We start from the raw sequence: 16,153 nt of genomic DNA on the forward strand, positions 1-16,153 counted from the left end.
AGCATGCGCTTCTTCTGCATCGAAGAGTTCGGCGCTCCGCTCGCCGCCGGCGAGAAGCCACAACCGGTCCCGACAGGCCGCGAGGTCGTCATCCGGGTCAAGGCGGCAGGCGTCTGCCACAGCGACATCCATCTCTGGGAAGGCGGCTACGATCTCGGCTCCGGGCGCAAGCTCTCGCTCCGGGACCGCGGCGTCGCACTGCCGATCACCATGGGCCACGAGACGGTCGGAGAGGTTGTCGCTCTCGGGCCGGACGCCGAGGGCGTCGCGCTGGGCGAACGATGCCTGGCCTATCCCTGGATCGGCTGCGGTCAGTGCCAGACTTGCCGGGACGGTTTCGAGAACTACTGCGCCAAGGCCGGCTATCTCGGTGTCCACCGCGACGGCGGCTATGCCGAATATTTGCGCGTGCCGGATGCCCGCTATCTCCTGCCAATCGGCGATCTGGACCCTGCGCAGGTGGCTCCGCTCGCCTGTTCCGGCGTCACCACCTACAGCGCACTCAGAAAGCTCGGCGACCAGATCGAGCGCCAGCCCGTCCTGGTGATTGGAGCCGGCGGCCTGGGGCTGATGTGCATCCAGATCCTGCGCGCCCTCGGCGGCGTCGGCGCCGTTCTCGTCGATCTCGACCCGGCCAAGCGGCGCTCGGCCCTGGAAGCGGGAGCGCTCGCGGCCATCGACGGCGCCGCGCCCGATGCCCTGGCACAGATCGCCGAGGCCGTCGGTGGCTCCGCCCCGTCTGTGATCGACCTCGTCGGGAACGAGACATCGGCCGCGCTGGGTTTCGATGCCCTCGCCAAGGGCGGGACGATGGTGATCGTGGGGTTGTTCGGAGGCACGGCACCCTGGTCGCTGCCGCTCATCCCGATGAAGGCGGCCCGCATACAGGGCAGCCTGGTCGGCAACCTCGCCGAACTACGCGAGCTCCTCGCGCTGGCCCGCGCCGGCAAGATTTCACCGATTCCGGTGACGCGGCTGCCGCTCGAGAACGCCAACGAGGCTCTGATCGGTCTTCGCGAGGGCCGCTTCGTCGGCCGTGCGGTGCTGTGCCCATGAGCTGAACAACCAGAACGGCAACGGGCGGAAGAATCCGTCGCCGTATTCACCAGGGAGGGAAGGCAACCATGACGAAATCAGGAATCGACCGCAGGCAGACGCTGCTGATGGGGGCGGCGATAGCCATGCCGGCCATCATTCCGTCCCGCGGCCATGCCGCGACGGACGCGCTGAAGATCGGCGTGCTGGTGCCCACCACCGGCGTTCACGCCTCGGACGGCATCCGCATGCTCAAGGCGCATCAGCTCGCCGCCAAGATGATCAACGACGCGGGCGGCCTGAAATCGCTCGGAGGCGCCAAGGTCGAGCTGCTGGTCACCGACATCCAGTCGAAGCCCGAGGTCTCGCGGGCCGAGGCGGAGCGGTTGATCAGCCGCGAACGGGTGAGCGCGCTGACCGGCGCCTGGGCCTCGGCGACGACCATTCCCGCCGCGCAGATCGCCGAGCGCAACCGCACGCCCTTCATGATCACCAGCGCGGTCAATGACGCCTTGACCGAACAGGGCATGAAATACGTCTTCCGGACGGCGGTGAAGGCGAAATGGTTCGGCGGCTATATCGCCGATTTCCTCGACTACCAGAAATCGAAGGGTATTTCGGTCGGCAAGATCGCGCTCGCAACCGAAGACGGGCCCGCCGGCCAGGCGGTGCGCAGCAACTACACCTCGGTCATGCCCGGACGCGGTTATCCGATCCTGACGGACGAGACCTTCCGCACCGGCACTCCCGATTTCAGCACCATCGCCACCAAGCTGCGCACCAGTGGGGCCGAAGGGCTGCTGACCTGCGCCTATGCCGAGGATTCGACGGTATTACTGCGCGCCCTGGCGGCCCAGAATTTCCGGCCGCTCTATGTCGGCTTCGGCGGCGCGCATGTGAACCAGACGGTGCTTGCCGCCGGCAAGCCGAGCGACCGGACCTTCGGCGTCGTCGAATGGTCGCCCGACCTGAACAAGCCCGCGAGCCTGGCCTTCGTCAAGGCCTTCGCAGAAGCTCATCCGGGTGAGACGCCGCTCAGCAACCAGGCCCAGGCCTTTGTCGCGACCTACGCGCTGGCACTCGCCGCAGATGCCGCCAAATCGACCGACCGCAACGCGATTCGCGAAGCACTGACCACGCTGAAGATCACGGACGGGCCCGCCGCGGTGCTGCCGGCCCCCGTTCTCTCCTTCGACGAGCAGGGGCAGTCGCCGGCTACCTGCGTCATCGTCCAGGCCATCGACGGCAAGTTCGTTACCGTCTGGCCCGAAGCCGTCGCCGTCCGTCCGCCAGAACCCATCAAGGGCTGACCGGCCGACCCGTCACAAGCCGCCGCGCCAGTGCCACAAGGCGATCGCGCGGTGCATGAGGAGCCGCATGTCGACGACCATATTTCTCCAGGCCCTGCTCAGCGGGCTCACGAACGGGGCGATCTATGCGCTCGTCGCCGTGGGGTTGACGCTGGTCTTCGGGGTCATGCGCATCGTCAACTTCGCCCATGGCGAGTTCCTGATGCTCGCCATGTATGGCGGCTACCTCGCCTTCACCTTCCTGGGGATCGACCCGATCCTGGCCGTCTTCCTGGTCGCTCCGGTGTTGATGCTGATGGGCTATGTGCTTTTCGGCGGCCTGATCCGCCCTGCGCTCAAGGTGCCGGAAATCAATCAGATGGCGGTCACGCTCGGCCTGTCGCTGTTGTTGCAATACCTCGCGCTCGTCGTCTTCAAGGCCGACAACCTGCTGGTGACGCAGGAGCGGTCCACCGCGAGCATCTGGCTCGGCCCCGTGCTGATCCAGATGCCGCAGGCGATCGCCGCGCTCGCCTCCGTCACCCTGCTCGGACTGTTCTACGTCGTCCTGCGCAAGACTGATCTCGGCCTGATTATGCGCGTCGTCTCGCAGTCGCGCGACGGCGCCGCGCTATCCGGCATCGATATCGGCGGCACCTATCGCTGGGCGATGGCGATCGGCCTCGGCACGCTCGGCGTAGCCGGACCGCTGATGGTCTCGGCGCTCTACGTCAATCCGCACGTCGGCCAGCTCTTCACGCTGAAGGCCTTCGTCATCGTCATCGTCGGCGGCATGGGCTCCTTCGGCGGCGTCCTGATCGGAGCGCTGCTGGTCGGCATCGCCGAGAGTATCGCCGCGTCCTGGCTGACGGCGTCGGTCGCAGCCGCCGTGCCCTTCGCGCTGTTGATTCTGGTCATGCTGCTGCGGCCGGAAGGCCTCGTCCCGGCCGGAGGGTCGCGCTGATGCTCCGCCGCTTCCTTCCGGCGCTGGTGCCGACGCTGCTTGCGATCGCCGGGTTCGGCGTCAGCCTCACCGACCCGTATTTCATGGAAATCTTCATCATGGTCGGGCTGATCGGCACCGTAGCGGTCGCCTGGAATCTGATGGCGGGCTTCACCGGTCTGGTCTCGCTCGGTCATTCGCTGTTTTTCGGCATCGGTGCCTACACCGTCGCCTTTGGCCAGGTCGGCTTCGGGCTCGGACCGCTCGCGACCTGGCCCATCGGCGTGCTGCTGGCGGTCGCGAGCGCGCTCTTCATCGGCCTGCTCTGCTTCCGCTACGGATTGCGGGGCTATTTCTTCTCGATCGCCACGCTCGCCTTCAGCGAGGTGGCGTTCCTGCTCGTCTCGGCCACGCTCTGGCTCGGCCGGTCGGACGGCATGATGCTGCCCTCTTCATCCGAAACGCTGCGCTATCTGCAATTCGATCACAAGTGGCCCTATGGACTGATCGTCGTCACCTTTCTCGCCGTGACGCTTTTCCTCTCCCAGGCATTCCTGACGGCCCGGCCAGGCTATTACTGGCGTGCCTTGCGCGACAACGAAGGAGCGGCCGAAGCGCTCGGCGTGCCGGCGATGCGTTACAAGCTGCTGGTCTTCGCACTCAGCGCCGCGCTGACCGCGCTGGGCGGCGCAATCTTCGCCAACACCTTCGCCTTCGTCGATCCGCGCTCGACGCTCGGCGTCGAACTCTCGATCCAGCTCTTGGTCTTCGGCATCATCGGCGGCCTCGGGCTGCTCTGGGGGCCGTTGCTCGGCGCCGCCCTGCTGATCCCGGCCGGCGAGCTGCTCCGGACCTATCTCGGCTCCAGCTTCCATGGCGTCAACATCGTCGCCTATGCACTGCTGATGATCGTGCTGGCGCTGGTGCTGCCGCAGGGGCTCGGAGGTGTGCTGAACGCGCGGCTCCGGCGCGTTCTTCCAGAGAGGCGGGAAGCGGCCGGGGAGACGGTTGCCATGGAGGCCGCGCCGTGAGCCAGCAGCAGCCACTACTTGCCGTCACCGGGCTCGGCAAGTCGTTCGGCGGGCTGAAGGCGGTGTCCGATGTCAGCTTCGCAGTGATGCCCGGCGAGATCTTCGGCATCATCGGGCCGAACGGCGCCGGCAAGACGACCCTGTTCAACTGCCTGTCGGGCCTGCTCCCGCTGTCCACCGGCACGGTGCATCTCGACGGGTGTCGCATCGACGGCCTGCGCTCGCACGAGATCTGCCGGCTCGGCCTCGCTCGGACGTTCCAGATCGTGCGCCCCTTCCACGGCATGACCGTTCTGGAGAACGTCAAGGTCGCCGCCTTCGCTTGCCACCAGGCATCCGCCGCCGCCGAACAGCACGCGCGGCTCGCGCTGGCGCGGGTCGGCATGACGCATCTGGCCGATCTCGACGCCGAGCGGCTCAGCGTCGCCGAGATGCGTCGTCTCGAGATCGCGCGCGCCGTCGCAACGGAACCGCGCCTGCTGCTGCTCGACGAAATGCTGGCGGGCCTCACCGCGACGGAGGCGGCCGCGCTCTGCGAACAGATCCGGCGGATCAACGCGGAGGGGATCACCATCATGATGGTCGAGCATTCCGTGCCGATCATCAGCGAGCTCTGCGGAAACGCGATCGTGCTCAATTTCGGCGAGATGCTCGCCAGCGGCGCCACCCGCGCGGTGCTGGCCGATGTCCAGGTGCAGGAAGCTTATCTCGGGAGTGCCGTGTCGTGAGTCGCCTCGTCCTGCAAGGCGTCGCCGCCGGATACGGCAAGGCCAATGTCATCCGCGGCATCGACCTGACCATCGAAAGCGGCCGGCGCGTCGCGCTGATCGGCTCCAACGGCGCCGGGAAAAGCACGATCGTCAAGGCGATCAACGGCCTGCTGCCCACGCGCGCCGGAACGATCGCCTGGGACGACGGCGTCCTCGGCACGATGAAGGCGTCCGACCGGACGCGGGCCGGCATCGGCACCGTGCCGGAGGGGCGGATGCTGTTCCCCGACTGCACGGTGAAGGAGAACCTCGTCGCCGCCAGCACCTTCGGACATGCGAAGGAACATCGCGAACAGGGGCTCGATCGGGTCTACGGGCTGTTCCCGCGCCTGCGCGAACGCTCCAGCCAGCGCACCGGCACACTCTCCGGCGGCGAGCAGCAGATGGTCGCGATCGGCCGGGCGCTGATGACGCGGCCGCGCCTACTCGTCCTCGACGAACCCTCGATCGGCCTCGCCCCCAAGGTCGTCGCCGAAATCTTCGAGGTCCTGAGCACGCTCACCCGGGAGGGGCTCAGCCTGCTTCTGGTCGAGCAGAACGTCCAGCTCAGCCTGCGCTCGGTCGACGACGGCTATGTGTTGCGCCAGGGCGAGATCGTACTGCGCGGAGAAGCGGCCGAGCTGCTGGCCGATCCTCAGGTTCGCGCGGCCTATCTGGGGCTATGACGCATGAACATCGCATCTCTCCTCGGCCGCGCCGCCAAGCTGACACCCGGGCGCATCGCCGTCTTCGACGGCACCGCGCCGGTCTGGTGCTATGCGGCATGGGGCTCGCTGGCGGCACGGCTCGCGGGAGGGCTCGTCGAAAATCACGGCCTGAGGCCCGGTGACCGGGTCGCGCTGGTTATGCGCAACTGCCCGGACTATCTGGCGCTGCTCTTCGCCTGCTGGCGAGCCGGGCTCGTCTGCGTGCCGGTGAACGCGAAGCTCCATGCCAGGGAGATCGCGCATATCCTCGACGATTCCGCTGCGGCCCTCGTCTTCGTCACTGCGGATCTCGCCGGCACGGTTTCGGAAGCGCTGGACTTCATACAGCAGCGCCAGCCCCCGGTCGTCGCCATTGGCAGCCGGGATCATCGCGCGCTCGCGCAGTCGGATGAAGCAGCCGAGCGCGATGTCGCCGCCGGAGATCCGGCCTGGCTGTTTTACACCAGCGGCACGACAGGGCGCTCGAAAGGGGCGGTATTGACCCACCGCAACCTGCGGGCGATGACGCTGGGCTATCTAGCGGAGGTGGATACGGTTTCGCCGGGAGACTGCATCCTGCACCCGGCGCCGCTCTCGCATGGCTCGGGCCTCTATGCCCTGCCGCATGTCGCCGGCATGGCCGCCCAGGTGGTACCCGAGAGCGGCCGGTTCGACCCGGCCGAACTCGCCTCGTTGCTGCGCAGCTATCGGGGCTGCGCCTTCTTCGCCGCGCCGACGATCGTGACCCGCCTGATGAGTGCCGGCGTCATCGGCGATGCCGAGCGTGYGGGCCTGAAGGCGATCATCTATGGCGGCGGTCCGATGTATGTGGAGGACAGCCGGCATGCGCTCGAGGTCTTCGGCCAGCGCCTCGTCCAGATCTACGGGCAGGGCGAAAGCCCGATGACGATCACGGTGCTGCCGCGCAGCCTTCACGAGGATGTGGGCGACGGTATGCTCGATCACCGGCTCGGCTCCGTCGGCTACGCACAGGCCATCGTCTCTCTGCGGGTCGCCGGCGATGACGGCGCGACCCTGCCTGCGGGCGAGATCGGCGAGGTGCTGGTCCGCGGCGACAGCGTCATGAGCGGATACTGGAACAATCCGGAGGCGACCGCGGCGGCGCTGCGCGACGGCTGGCTCCATACCGGAGATCTCGGTTCGCTCGACGAGCATGGCCTGCTGACGCTGAAGGACCGTTCCAAGGACGTGATCATCTCCGGCGGCGTGAACATCTATCCGCGCGAGGTCGAGGAGGTGCTGCTCCTGCACCCGGCCGTCGCGGAAGTCGCGGTCTTCGGGCGCCGGCACCCGGATTGGGGCGAGGAGGTCGTTGCGGCGCTCAGCCTGCATGAAGGCGCCTCCGTCGCCACTGCGGAGCTGGACGCCCTGTGCGGGGCACACATTGCTCGCTTCAAGAAGCCCAAGCACTACCGCTTCTTCGACGCCCTGCCGAAGAACTCCTACGGCAAGATCCTGAAGACGGAGCTGCGCCGGCAGGCCGATTGAACCCACCCACCTCAAGAGCGCGGCTGCAACGCGCCTTCCATTCGAGACGGAGGAAAAAACATGAACAGGTCCCTGACGGCGGCGTGCGTTGCCGCGACCGCGCTCGGCGTGCTGAGCGCTTCCGCCAAGGCGGAAACCCGCAAGCTGCGCGTGGCGGATTCCTTCCCCGCCGGTCATTACCTCGTGAAGCTGATCATTCAGCCCTGGATGGCTGAGGTCACCAAGCGCACGAACGGAGGCATCACTTTCGACTATTTCCCGAGCCAGCAGATCGGCAAGGCGGCCGACATGCTGAAGCTGACCCAGACCGGTGTCGTCGATATCGGCTATGTCGCGCCGGCCTATGTCTCCGACAAGATGGTCGCCTCCGAGGTCGCGATGCTGCCGGGCGGCTTCACCACGGCTTGCGAGGGCACGAAAGCCTATCTGGAAACGGCACGCAACGGGCTCGTCGCGGCCGAGGACTACGCGCCCAACAAGATCAAGCTGCTGCTCGCCGTCGCCTTGCCGCCTTATCAGATCCTGACGGTGAAGGCACCTGTGGCATCCGATGCGGACCTGAAAGGGCTGAAGCTGCGCACGACGGGCGGTGCGCAGGATCTGACCCTGCGCAGCATCGGTGCGACGCCGGTACGCATGGCCGCGCCGGACACCTACGAGTCGCTCTCCCGCGGCACGCTCGATGGCGTTCTGTTCCCGCTCGACAGCGTGATCTCCTACAACGTCGACAAGCTGGTGAAGTATTCGACGGAAGGCGAGAATTTCGGCAGCTTCATCGTGGCCTATTCGATCAGCGACGCGGCCTGGAACAAGCTCGCGCCCGAGACCCAGAAGGCCATGACCGAGGCAGCGGACGCGGTCAACAAGAGCGCCTGCGCCGAGGTCGACCGCCAGGACGACGAGACCCGGCAGAAGCTGAAGACATCCGGCGTCACCTTCGCCCCGCTGCCGGCCGCGATGCATACCGGCATCGCTGGCAAGCTCAGCGCCGTCGGCGACGAATGGGCCCGGGGTCTCGATGGGCGCGGCAAGAAGGGCAGCGAGGTGCTCAGAGAGTTCCGGGCCCTTCTGAAGAAGCAGGCCGGCGGCTGATGCGCCGCGCACGGTGTGGAGAAGCCCACACCGTCCGCGTTCACCGAAAGGAGTTCAGATGAAGCCGATCCTGCGCGCGCTGTCCGCCATCGAGGATGTGCTCGGCTGGCTGTCCGCCGCCGCGATGTTCGTGATCATGCTGATCGTCTTCTGCGATGTGATCATGCGCTATTTCTTCCACAGCCCGCTGTCCTGGGCCTATGATCTGATCTCGCTCTATCTCGTCGCCGCGGTCTTCTTCCTCTCGCTGTCGGCCGCCTATACCGAGGGAGCGCACGTCAATGTCGACATCCTGCAGCAGAGCTTTCCGCCGCCTGCGATCCGGCTGACCGAACTCCTCACCACGGCGATCGGCGCGCTCGTCTTCGCGCTCATCACCTATTTCGGCGCGCTGAGGACGATCGATGCCTATGCATCGCGCGATGTGCTGTCGGGCGCCATACCCTGGCCGACCTGGCCTTCGCTGGCGCTGGTGCCGCTCGGTTGCGGGCTCATGACGCTGCGGCTCGCAGTCCAGTTCATCGCCCAGTTGCTCAGCCTCGCCACAGGGCGTGAGGTCGTGCCGGTCAGGATCGGGCATGGCGAGGGAGAACATTTCGAATGATCGTCGCCATCGGACTGGGCGTGCTGTTCTTCCTGCTCGCCATCGGCACGCCTGTCGGCTTCGCCATGATCGCATCGGGCGTCCTCGGCCTCTGGCTGGTCGGCGGCATGTCGATGCTCTCAGGCATCCTCGAGACGGCTCCGCTTTCGACCGTCGGAGCCTATGAGCTCATCACCATCCCGATGTTCCTGCTGATGGCGGAACTCGTGCTCCTCAGCGGCGTCGCGGACGATCTCTTCCGCGCGACGGCAGCGTGGATGGGGCGGGTGCGCGGCGGCCTCGCTATGGCGACGGCGCTCGCCGGCGCCGGCTTCGGCGCCATCTGCGGGACGAGCACGGCGTCGGCAGCCACGCTGTCGGCAACGAGCCTGCCGGCGATGCTCAAGCAGGGCTACGAGCCGGCGATGGCGGGCGGCGTCGTCGCGATCTCCGGCACGCTCGCGATGCTGATCCCGCCCAGCGTCGCGCTCGTGATCTTCGGGCTGCTCGCCGAGGTCAATATCGGTGCGCTGCTGATCGGCGGCATCATACCCGGCATCCTCGTCATGCTCACGATCATGGCGACGGTCTATGTGCTGGTGCTGCTCGATCCCTCCCGTGCCCCGCCTGCAAAACCCGTCCCCTGGCGCGAGAAGATCGCCTGGCTTAGGGTCGTCGGCCCGATGGTCGTCCTGTTCGGGGCGGTGACCGGCGTCATCTATACCGGCATCGCCACGCCGACAGAGGCTTCGGCACTCGGCGCCGCCGGCGCTCTTGCCATCGCAGCCTGGTACGGCAAGGTCACGCTGCCGGCGCTGGTGCGCGTCCTGCGCCGTTCCGCGAACGGCACCTGCATGATCGTGATGATCCTGCTCGGTGCCCAGATTTTCGGCTATTTCTTCACGCTGACCCAGGTCACGCAGACGCTTGTCGGCTGGGTGGGCGCGCTAGAGGTCTCGCGCTGGCTGATCATCGCGATCATTCTGTGCGGGTACATCGTCCTCGGGATGTTCATGGACCAGATCGCCATCCTGGTCCTGACCGTGCCGATCGTGCTGCCGCTGATCAAGGTGCTCGGCTTCGATCCGCTCTGGTTCGGCATCATCAAGATCGTCACGGCCGAGGTCGGGATGATAACGCCTCCGATCGGGCTCAACTGCTTCGTCGTGGCGCGTTATTCGGGGCGGCCGGTACAGGAGATCTTCCGCGGCTCGCTGCCGCACTTCATCGCCCACATCGTCATCATCGCGGTGCTGGTCGCGTGGCCCGAGATCATACTCTGGCTGCCACGCAAGATGATGGCCGGCTGACGATCTTTCCTTCACTCATTTCAGCAGTTCAGCGTGGCGCAAAATGACAGAAGCGGGGTTCTCTACCAGGATGCTCGTCAGGGAATCGTCACTCTGACCCTGAACAGGCCCGAGCTCCGTAATCCGATCTCGGACGAAGATATAGTCACAGCGCTGCTTGCCGCCTTCGACCGGCTCCAGGCCGATCCGGCTGCCCGTGTCGCCATCCTGACCGGAGCCGGCACGGCCTTCTCTTCCGGTGGCAACCTCAAGAAGATGCGCAGCGGCGGCGGCCTTAACGATCGGCTGCCGGTGCGAACGCGACGCAATTATCGCAGCGGAATCCAGAAGCTGCCCCTGGCGCTCGAAGCACTCGAAATCCCTGTCATCGCGGCGGTCAACGGGCCGGCGATTGGAGCGGGCTGCGACCTGACATTAATGTGCGACCTTCGCATCGCCTCCGAAAAGGCAAGCTTCGCCGAGAACTTCGTCAGACTCGGCCTGATCCCGGGAGATGGCGGAGCTTGGTTGCTGCCGCGAATCGTGGGTTTCGCCAAAGCCTGTGAGATGGCCCTCACCGGCGAGGCGGTAGCGGCGCACGAAGCCAAGACTATTGGGCTGGTTTCAGCGGTCGTGCCGCATGGCGAGCTGCTGGATGCTGCCCATCGTTTGGCCCTGCGCATCGCGGCATGAGACATCCGCTGAAGAAGCGACTTGTCCCAAAACTGTCCCAAACCGATGAAAGTCACACGCCGGCAATGCTGCAAAGGCCGGAAAATACTGGCGCGCCCGACACGATTCGAACGTGTGACCTTTGCCTTCGGAGGGCAACGCTCTATCCAGCTGAGCTACGGGCGCTAACCGTGAACGCTGGATAGCCGATCCCCGCCGCTTCGGCAATGCAGGATTTTGCAGGAGGGCGGAGACCGAGGCGGCAAGGTCATTCATTCGCATCGCGTCGGCGTGCCGCGGCTGCTCATTGTTCGTGGTCGATATTTGCCCATCGACCCCTGCGATGGATATCCCGCCTCCGGCACCCTTGTTTACCGGTGATGCCGGTATATCGCGCGATCGCTGGTGGGGTAGAAGACGATCAAGGGGAGGCATGGCGACGCACGCAGATGTTTGAGGTGTCGCCATGGGCATGCCGCTGCGTCGAAGGCGCGCATCCGGCATGCGGCGGCGGACCCAGCCAATCTCCATTCCGGCAGTATGGTATCGCCTATGCCGTCCAGATACCGGGAGCTTGCTCGAATGAACCGCCACGACACGATCCGGCTCGCGATGCTGCCGACGCCCTTCGAGCGATTGCCGCGCCTTGCGAGCGCGCTCGGCGGCAATCGCCGGGCTCCGTCGATCTGGATCAAGCGTGACGACTGCACCGGCTTTGCCGGCGGCGGAAACAAGGCCCGCAAGCTTGAATATCTGGTGGCCGATGCTCTGAAACACGGCGCCGACATGTTGGTGACCATGGGCGCCATCCAGTCGAATCACGCCCGCCAGACCGCGGCGGCGGCGGCACGGCAGGGCCTCGGCTGCCTGCTGCTGTTGACCGACTCGGTCGCAAATCGCGGCGAAGCCTATCGAACCAACGGGAATTGGTTGCTCGACGGGATCTTTGGCGCGGAAATTCGCCTCCTCGCCGCGAGCGAGGACGGTGCCGCGACCGCTGAGGAGGCGATGGCAGGGCTGGCGGCGCAAGGACGGAGGCCGTATTTCATCCCGGTCGGCGGTTCGAATGCGCTTGGAAGCCTGGCCTATCGCGACGCACTTCTGGAGTTGGCTGCCCAGGCGAAGGATGAAGGCTGCCGCATCGACCGCATCCTTCTGCCGACGGGAAGCGGCGGCACCCATGCCGGCATTCTCGCCGGCGTGGAGCAGGCCGGCTTGCCCTGGCGCGTGCACGGCATCAGCGTCTCCCGCTCATCCGAGCAGGCGCGGGCCATCGTCTCCGGGCTGGTTCAGGAGATCTACGGTCTGGAGGATCGCCGGAGGGACGCGATGTCCGCTCTTGAGATCGATGATTCCCGGGTGGGGCCGGGATATGGCCAGCCCACCGCCGAGATGATCGAGGCCGTCCAGCTGGTTGCCCGCACCGAAGGCATTCTCCTCGATCCGGTCTATACCGGAAAGGCGATGGCTGGACTTCTTTCACTTGTCAGAACCGGCGCCATCCGCCCTGACGAGACCGTCGTTTTCTGGCACACGGGCGGTGCGCCCGGTCTCTTTGCCTATCCGGAGGTGTTTCAGCGGTAGAGACATCCAGGCCGGGTTCGGGAACTTCGCGTCACGAGCCAGCCGCGAAGAAGGTCAGCCGGCTGAAGAGCGTGTAGTGCGACTCGAACATCATGATGCCGACGAAGATGATGAGCGCCAGCGGCGGGGTGAGGATCGCATAGGTCAGCGCCAGCCGCTCCCAGGCCATATGCATGAAGACCGCGACGATCAGGCCGGCTTTCAACATCATGAAGAGAAGGATCAGCGACCAGCGCAGGTAGCCGACGAGGCCGAAATAATCGACCAGGTAGGAGCAGGTGCTGAGGATGAACAGCCAGACCCAGACCACGAGGTAGAGCCTGATCGGGTGCTGTTGCGCGTCGTTGTGAGCTGCAGGCTGTGCCATGTCGCCACCTCACCAGAGATAGAACAGCGCGAAGATGAAAACCCAGACGAGATCGACGAAGTGCCAGTAGAGGCCGGTGATCTCGACGATCTCGTAACGACCCTTCCGGCTCGTGAAGAAGCCGTGCCGACCCTGGTCGAAATCGCCGCGCCAGACCTTGCGGGCGATGATGAGGAGGAAGATCACGCCGATCGTGACATGAGTGCCGTGGAAGCCGGTGATCATGAAGAAGCTGGAGCCGAACTGGTCGGCGCCCCAGGGGTTCCCCCATGGGCGCACGCCTTCCCGGATAAGCTTCGTCCATTCGAAGGCCTGCATGCCGACGAAGGTCGCGCCGAGCAGAGCGGTCGCGAGCATCAGGATCGCCGTCTTCCTGCGGTCGCGGCGATAGCCGAAATTGACCGCCATCGCCATCGTGCCGCTGCTGCTGATCAGGACGAAGGTCATGATCGCGATCAGGATCAGCGGAAGGTGGTGGCCGCCGATCTCGAGCGCGAAGACCTCGCTCGGATTGGGCCAGGGCACCACCGTCGATATTCGGACCGTCATGTAGGAGATGAGGAAGGTGCCGAAGATGAACGTGTCGCTGAGGAGGAAGATCCACATCATGGCCTTCCCCCAGGAGACGTTCTTGAAGGCCCGCTGATCGGACGACCAATCGGCCGCGATACCGCGCCAGCCGGTGGGGCGGGCGATGTCCGTGTTTACGGCAGTCGGCGCAATCTCATTCATCGGCCCCTCCTCGATGGGAGCTCATGAGGCCAGGCTCTAGGTCAGCAATCCCCGGCAGATCTCGATGAGGTCGTCGGTCCAGCGCATCAGCAGGCTGAACAGGACGAGCCAGACCAGCAGCAGGAAATGCCAATAGATGGCGCAGAGCTCGACGCTGAGGGTCAGCTCACGCGGAATCTTCGGTGCAAGGTCCTTCGGCGTAGCGAAGGCGCTGACGGAGGTTCGGCCAAGCGCGACGAGCCCGCCGAGCACATGCGCTCCGTGAATGGCTGTGACCAGATAGAAGAAGGCGCTGGCGGGGTTGGTCGCGGCGAAATAGCCGGAGACGACAAGCTCACGCCATGCCAGTGCCTGCGTCGAGAGGAAGGCGAGCGAGCAGACGCCCGCGGCGAGAAGGCTGGAGCGGAGCGGGCCCGGCTCGTCGCAACGCGCGGCGACCACCGCCATGTGCAGGGCGATGCTCGCCAGGATCAGCAGCCCGGTGCTGAACCAGAGCACGGTCGGCATCGGCAGCGCGCGCCAATCCGCCATGCTCATGCGCATCGAATAGGCGCTGATGAGAAGCGCGAAGAGCGAGCTGGCGACGACGAGGAAGGTGCCGAGGCCGAGCTTCGCCGTCATGGGCGAGGTCGGCTCGGCCGCGTCGCCGATCACGCCGACCTCGAGCCAGGGCTTTGCCGTCAGGCGTTGACGCGAGAGCCACCAGCCGGCGAAGGCTGCCACGACGACGATGAAGCTGAGGACCACGCCCATGGCGACATCTCCTCACGCGGCCCGCGGATCCGGCGGCTGGTTCTGCGGCAGGAAATCCTCCGCCGCACCGGGCACGCTGTAGTCATAGGGCCAGCGGTAGACCACGGGCAGGGTCTTGCCCCAGTTGCCATGGGCGGGCGGCGTCTGCGGCGTCTGCCATTCCAGCGTGGTCGCGCGCCAGGGGTTGCCGCCGGCGGGCCGGCCGTGCCGGAGGCTCCAGATGAGATTGAACAGGAAGACGAGCTGGGTGGCGCCGACGATCAGCGCGACGACCGTGATGAATTCGTTCAGCGTTGCCGCCGACGACGGAACGAGGGCTATCCCGCCGATCTCGTGATAGCGCCGCGGCACGCCCATCAATCCGATATAGTGCATCGGGAAGAAGATCAGATAGGCCCCGAGGAAGGTGACCCAGAAATGGAGCTTTCCGAGCCGATCGTCGAGCATGCGCCCGGTAACCTTCGGATACCAATGGTAGATCGCTCCGAAGATCACCAGGATCGGCGCGACGCCCATCACCATATGGAAATGGGCCACGACGAACATCGTGTCGGAGAGCGGCACGTCGACGACGACATTGCCGAGGAACAGGCCGGTGAGCCCGCCATTCACGAAGGTGACGATGAAGCCGAGCGCGAACAGCATCGGGACGGTGAAGTGTATATCGCCCTGCCAGAGGGTCAGCACCCAGTTGTAGACCTTGATCGCGGTGGGGATCGCGATGATCAGCGTCGTGGTGGCGAAGAAGAACCCGAAGGCGGGATACATGCCGCTGACATACATATGGTGCGCCCAGACGACGAAGCTGAGCGCGCCGATCGCGATCAGCGCCCAGACCATCATGCGATAGCCGAAGATGTTCTTGCGCGCATGGGTGCTGATCAGGTCGGAGACGATGCCGAAGGCCGGCAGCGCCACGATGTAGACCTCCGGGTGCCCGAAGAACCAGAACAGGTGCTGGAATAGCAGTGGGCTGCCGCCCTTGTAGGCCAGCGGCTCGCCCATCGCGATGATGGCCGGCATGAAGAAGCTGGTGCCGATCAGCCGGTCGAGCAGCATCATCACGGCGCCGACGAAGAGCGCGGGAAAGGCGAGCAGCGCCATGACGGTCGCCGTGAAGATGCCCCAGATCGTCAATGGCATGCGCATCAGCGTCATGCCCCGGGCGCGCCCTTGCAGCACCGTCACGACGTAGTTCAGCCCACCCATGGTGAAACCGATGATGAAGAGGATCAGCGATGACAGCATCACGATGATGCCCCATTGCTGGCCGGGCGTGTTGGCGAGGATCGCCTGCGGCGGGTAGAGGGTCCATCCGGCTCCGGTCGGGCCGCCCGGCAGGAAGAAGCCGCCGAGGAGCACGAGCACGGCGAGGAAATAGATCCAGAAACTCAGCATGTTCACATAGGGGAACACCATGTCCCGCGCGCCGAGCATCAGCGGGATGAGATAGTTGCCGAAGCCGCCGAGGAAGAGGGCGGTCAGCAGATAGATCACCATGATCATCCCGTGCATGGTGATGAGCTGGTAGTAGCGATCGGGGTCGATGAAGGGCAGCGCGCCGGGGAAGCCGAGCTGCAGCCGCATCAGCCAGGACAGGACCAGCGCGACCAGCCCGATCGCCAGCGCCACGCTCGAATACTGGATGGCGATGACCTTGGCATCCTGGGAGAAGACGTATTTCGTGATCCAGCTCCTCGGATGATAGAGCTCGACATCGTCGATCTCGGCCGCCGGTAGCGGTTCGGGGACGCCGTGCATCACGTCGACCATCGGGCCATCTCCCACGCCTCGCAGGACGAAATCCCCGTTCGGAGC

The 16,153-nt window shown here is 65.6% G+C and carries 16 protein-coding genes and 1 tRNA gene; 12 read left to right on the forward strand and 5 right to left on the reverse strand.

All coding sequences use genetic code 11. The annotated features are described in order from the left end of the window. Positions 1-3 precede the first annotated feature (3 nt). The 11 genes from AC1DE3_RS25830 (at position 4) to AC1DE3_RS25880 (ending at position 10,920) form a co-directional block, all read left to right on the forward strand. Complete coding sequence (locus AC1DE3_RS25830; RefSeq protein WP_476852880.1) at positions 4-1,056, forward strand: alcohol dehydrogenase; 1,053 nt, start codon at positions 4-6, stop codon at positions 1,054-1,056. A 68-nt stretch (positions 1,057-1,124) separates the two neighbouring features. Further along, positions 1,125-2,345: an ABC transporter substrate-binding protein gene (locus AC1DE3_RS25835; RefSeq protein ID WP_441509696.1), complete on the forward strand. Its 1,221-nt coding sequence runs from the start codon at positions 1,125-1,127 to the stop codon at positions 2,343-2,345. 67 nt (positions 2,346-2,412) lie between these two features. Beyond that, positions 2,413-3,288: a branched-chain amino acid ABC transporter permease gene (locus AC1DE3_RS25840; RefSeq protein ID WP_476852881.1), complete on the forward strand. Its 876-nt coding sequence runs from the start codon at positions 2,413-2,415 to the stop codon at positions 3,286-3,288. After that, on the forward strand, positions 3,288-4,298 hold the full coding sequence (locus tag AC1DE3_RS25845; protein ID WP_476852882.1) for a branched-chain amino acid ABC transporter permease: 1,011 nt from the start codon (positions 3,288-3,290) through the stop codon (positions 4,296-4,298). Before AC1DE3_RS25840 ends, AC1DE3_RS25845 begins: the two co-directional genes overlap by 1 nt. After that, entirely contained in the window at positions 4,295-5,026 is a 732-nt protein-coding gene (locus AC1DE3_RS25850) for an ABC transporter ATP-binding protein (RefSeq protein ID WP_476852883.1), read from the forward strand. Before AC1DE3_RS25845 ends, AC1DE3_RS25850 begins: the two co-directional genes overlap by 4 nt. Continuing rightward, the gene (locus AC1DE3_RS25855) at positions 5,023-5,733 is read left to right on the forward strand and encodes an ABC transporter ATP-binding protein (RefSeq protein ID WP_476852884.1); all 711 of its coding nucleotides are present in this window, start codon (positions 5,023-5,025) and stop codon (positions 5,731-5,733) included. Before AC1DE3_RS25850 ends, AC1DE3_RS25855 begins: the two co-directional genes overlap by 4 nt. 3 nt (positions 5,734-5,736) lie before the next feature. Further along, positions 5,737-7,263 carry an AMP-binding protein gene (locus AC1DE3_RS25860; RefSeq protein ID WP_476852885.1) on the forward strand — a complete coding sequence of 509 codons (1,527 nt, stop codon included), beginning with the start codon at positions 5,737-5,739 and terminating at the stop codon, positions 7,261-7,263. Positions 7,264-7,323: 60 nt separating this feature from the next. Continuing rightward, positions 7,324-8,355: a TRAP transporter substrate-binding protein gene (locus tag AC1DE3_RS25865; protein WP_476852886.1), complete on the forward strand. Its 1,032-nt coding sequence runs from the start codon at positions 7,324-7,326 to the stop codon at positions 8,353-8,355. Between the two features lie 58 nt (positions 8,356-8,413). After that, a complete protein-coding gene (locus AC1DE3_RS25870) occupies positions 8,414-8,959 on the forward strand; it encodes a TRAP transporter small permease subunit (protein ID WP_476852887.1) in 546 nt (181 codons plus the stop codon). Continuing rightward, positions 8,956-10,248, forward strand: coding sequence for a TRAP transporter large permease (locus AC1DE3_RS25875; protein WP_476852888.1), 1,293 nt, complete (start codon positions 8,956-8,958; stop codon positions 10,246-10,248). The genes AC1DE3_RS25870 and AC1DE3_RS25875 overlap by 4 nt, the downstream gene beginning before the upstream one ends. A gap of 33 nt (positions 10,249-10,281) precedes the next feature. Continuing rightward, a complete protein-coding gene (locus AC1DE3_RS25880; RefSeq protein WP_476852889.1) occupies positions 10,282-10,920 on the forward strand; it encodes an enoyl-CoA hydratase-related protein in 639 nt (212 codons plus the stop codon). Positions 10,921-11,008: 88 nt separating this feature from the next. Here AC1DE3_RS25880 and AC1DE3_RS25885 read toward each other — a convergent pair. After that, positions 11,009-11,085 (reverse strand) — tRNA-Arg (locus AC1DE3_RS25885). 426 nt (positions 11,086-11,511) lie between these two features. On the opposite strand from AC1DE3_RS25885, the gene AC1DE3_RS25890 reads away from it, so the two are divergent. Then, positions 11,512-12,483 (forward strand): D-cysteine desulfhydrase family protein, encoded by a 972-nt coding sequence (locus AC1DE3_RS25890; RefSeq protein ID WP_476780742.1) that lies wholly within the window; start codon positions 11,512-11,514, stop codon positions 12,481-12,483. Between the two features lie 31 nt (positions 12,484-12,514). Here AC1DE3_RS25890 and AC1DE3_RS25895 read toward each other — a convergent pair whose 3' ends face one another. The 4 genes from AC1DE3_RS25895 to AC1DE3_RS25910 are packed head-to-tail and all read right to left on the reverse strand — an operon-like array spanning position 12,515 to position 16,108. After that, positions 12,515-12,850, reverse strand: coding sequence for a cytochrome C oxidase subunit IV family protein (locus AC1DE3_RS25895; RefSeq protein ID WP_476780630.1), 336 nt, complete (start codon positions 12,848-12,850; stop codon positions 12,515-12,517). A 9-nt stretch (positions 12,851-12,859) separates the two neighbouring features. Further along, positions 12,860-13,582 carry a heme-copper oxidase subunit III family protein gene (locus AC1DE3_RS25900; RefSeq protein ID WP_476780631.1) on the reverse strand — a complete coding sequence of 241 codons (723 nt, stop codon included), beginning with the start codon at positions 13,580-13,582 and terminating at the stop codon, positions 12,860-12,862. Between the two features lie 36 nt (positions 13,583-13,618). Further along, positions 13,619-14,335, reverse strand: coding sequence for a cytochrome c oxidase subunit 3 (locus tag AC1DE3_RS25905; RefSeq protein WP_476780632.1), 717 nt, complete (start codon positions 14,333-14,335; stop codon positions 13,619-13,621). A gap of 12 nt (positions 14,336-14,347) precedes the next feature. Beyond that, a complete protein-coding gene (locus tag AC1DE3_RS25910) occupies positions 14,348-16,108 on the reverse strand; it encodes a cbb3-type cytochrome c oxidase subunit I (RefSeq protein ID WP_476852890.1) in 1,761 nt (586 codons plus the stop codon). Between the last annotated feature and the right edge of the window lie 45 nt (positions 16,109-16,153).

This window comes from Allobosea sp. 10L417 (assembly GCF_056395485.1).

Bases quoted from the DNA above. Each gene is read 5' to 3' on its own strand.
- AC1DE3_RS25830 (WP_476852880.1), top strand. From the start codon at position 4: ATGCGCTTCTTCTGCATCGAAGAGTTCGGCGCTCCGCTCGCCGCCGGC.
- AC1DE3_RS25835 (WP_441509696.1), top strand. From the start codon at position 1,125: ATGACGAAATCAGGAATCGACCGCAGGCAGACGCTGCTGATGGGGGCG.
- AC1DE3_RS25840 (WP_476852881.1), top strand. From the start codon at position 2,413: ATGTCGACGACCATATTTCTCCAGGCCCTGCTCAGCGGGCTCACGAAC.
- AC1DE3_RS25845 (WP_476852882.1), top strand. From the start codon at position 3,288: ATGCTCCGCCGCTTCCTTCCGGCGCTGGTGCCGACGCTGCTTGCGATC.
- AC1DE3_RS25865 (WP_476852886.1), top strand. From the start codon at position 7,324: ATGAACAGGTCCCTGACGGCGGCGTGCGTTGCCGCGACCGCGCTCGGC.
- AC1DE3_RS25870 (WP_476852887.1), top strand. From the start codon at position 8,414: ATGAAGCCGATCCTGCGCGCGCTGTCCGCCATCGAGGATGTGCTCGGC.
- AC1DE3_RS25875 (WP_476852888.1), top strand. From the start codon at position 8,956: ATGATCGTCGCCATCGGACTGGGCGTGCTGTTCTTCCTGCTCGCCATC.
- AC1DE3_RS25890 (WP_476780742.1), top strand. From the start codon at position 11,512: ATGCTGCCGACGCCCTTCGAGCGATTGCCGCGCCTTGCGAGCGCGCTC.
- AC1DE3_RS25895 (WP_476780630.1), bottom strand. From the start codon at position 12,850: ATGGCACAGCCTGCAGCTCACAACGACGCGCAACAGCACCCGATCAGG.
- AC1DE3_RS25900 (WP_476780631.1), bottom strand. From the start codon at position 13,582: ATGAATGAGATTGCGCCGACTGCCGTAAACACGGACATCGCCCGCCCC.
- AC1DE3_RS25905 (WP_476780632.1), bottom strand. From the start codon at position 14,335: ATGGGCGTGGTCCTCAGCTTCATCGTCGTCGTGGCAGCCTTCGCCGGC.
- AC1DE3_RS25910 (WP_476852890.1), bottom strand. From the start codon at position 16,108: ATGGTCGACGTGATGCACGGCGTCCCCGAACCGCTACCGGCGGCCGAG.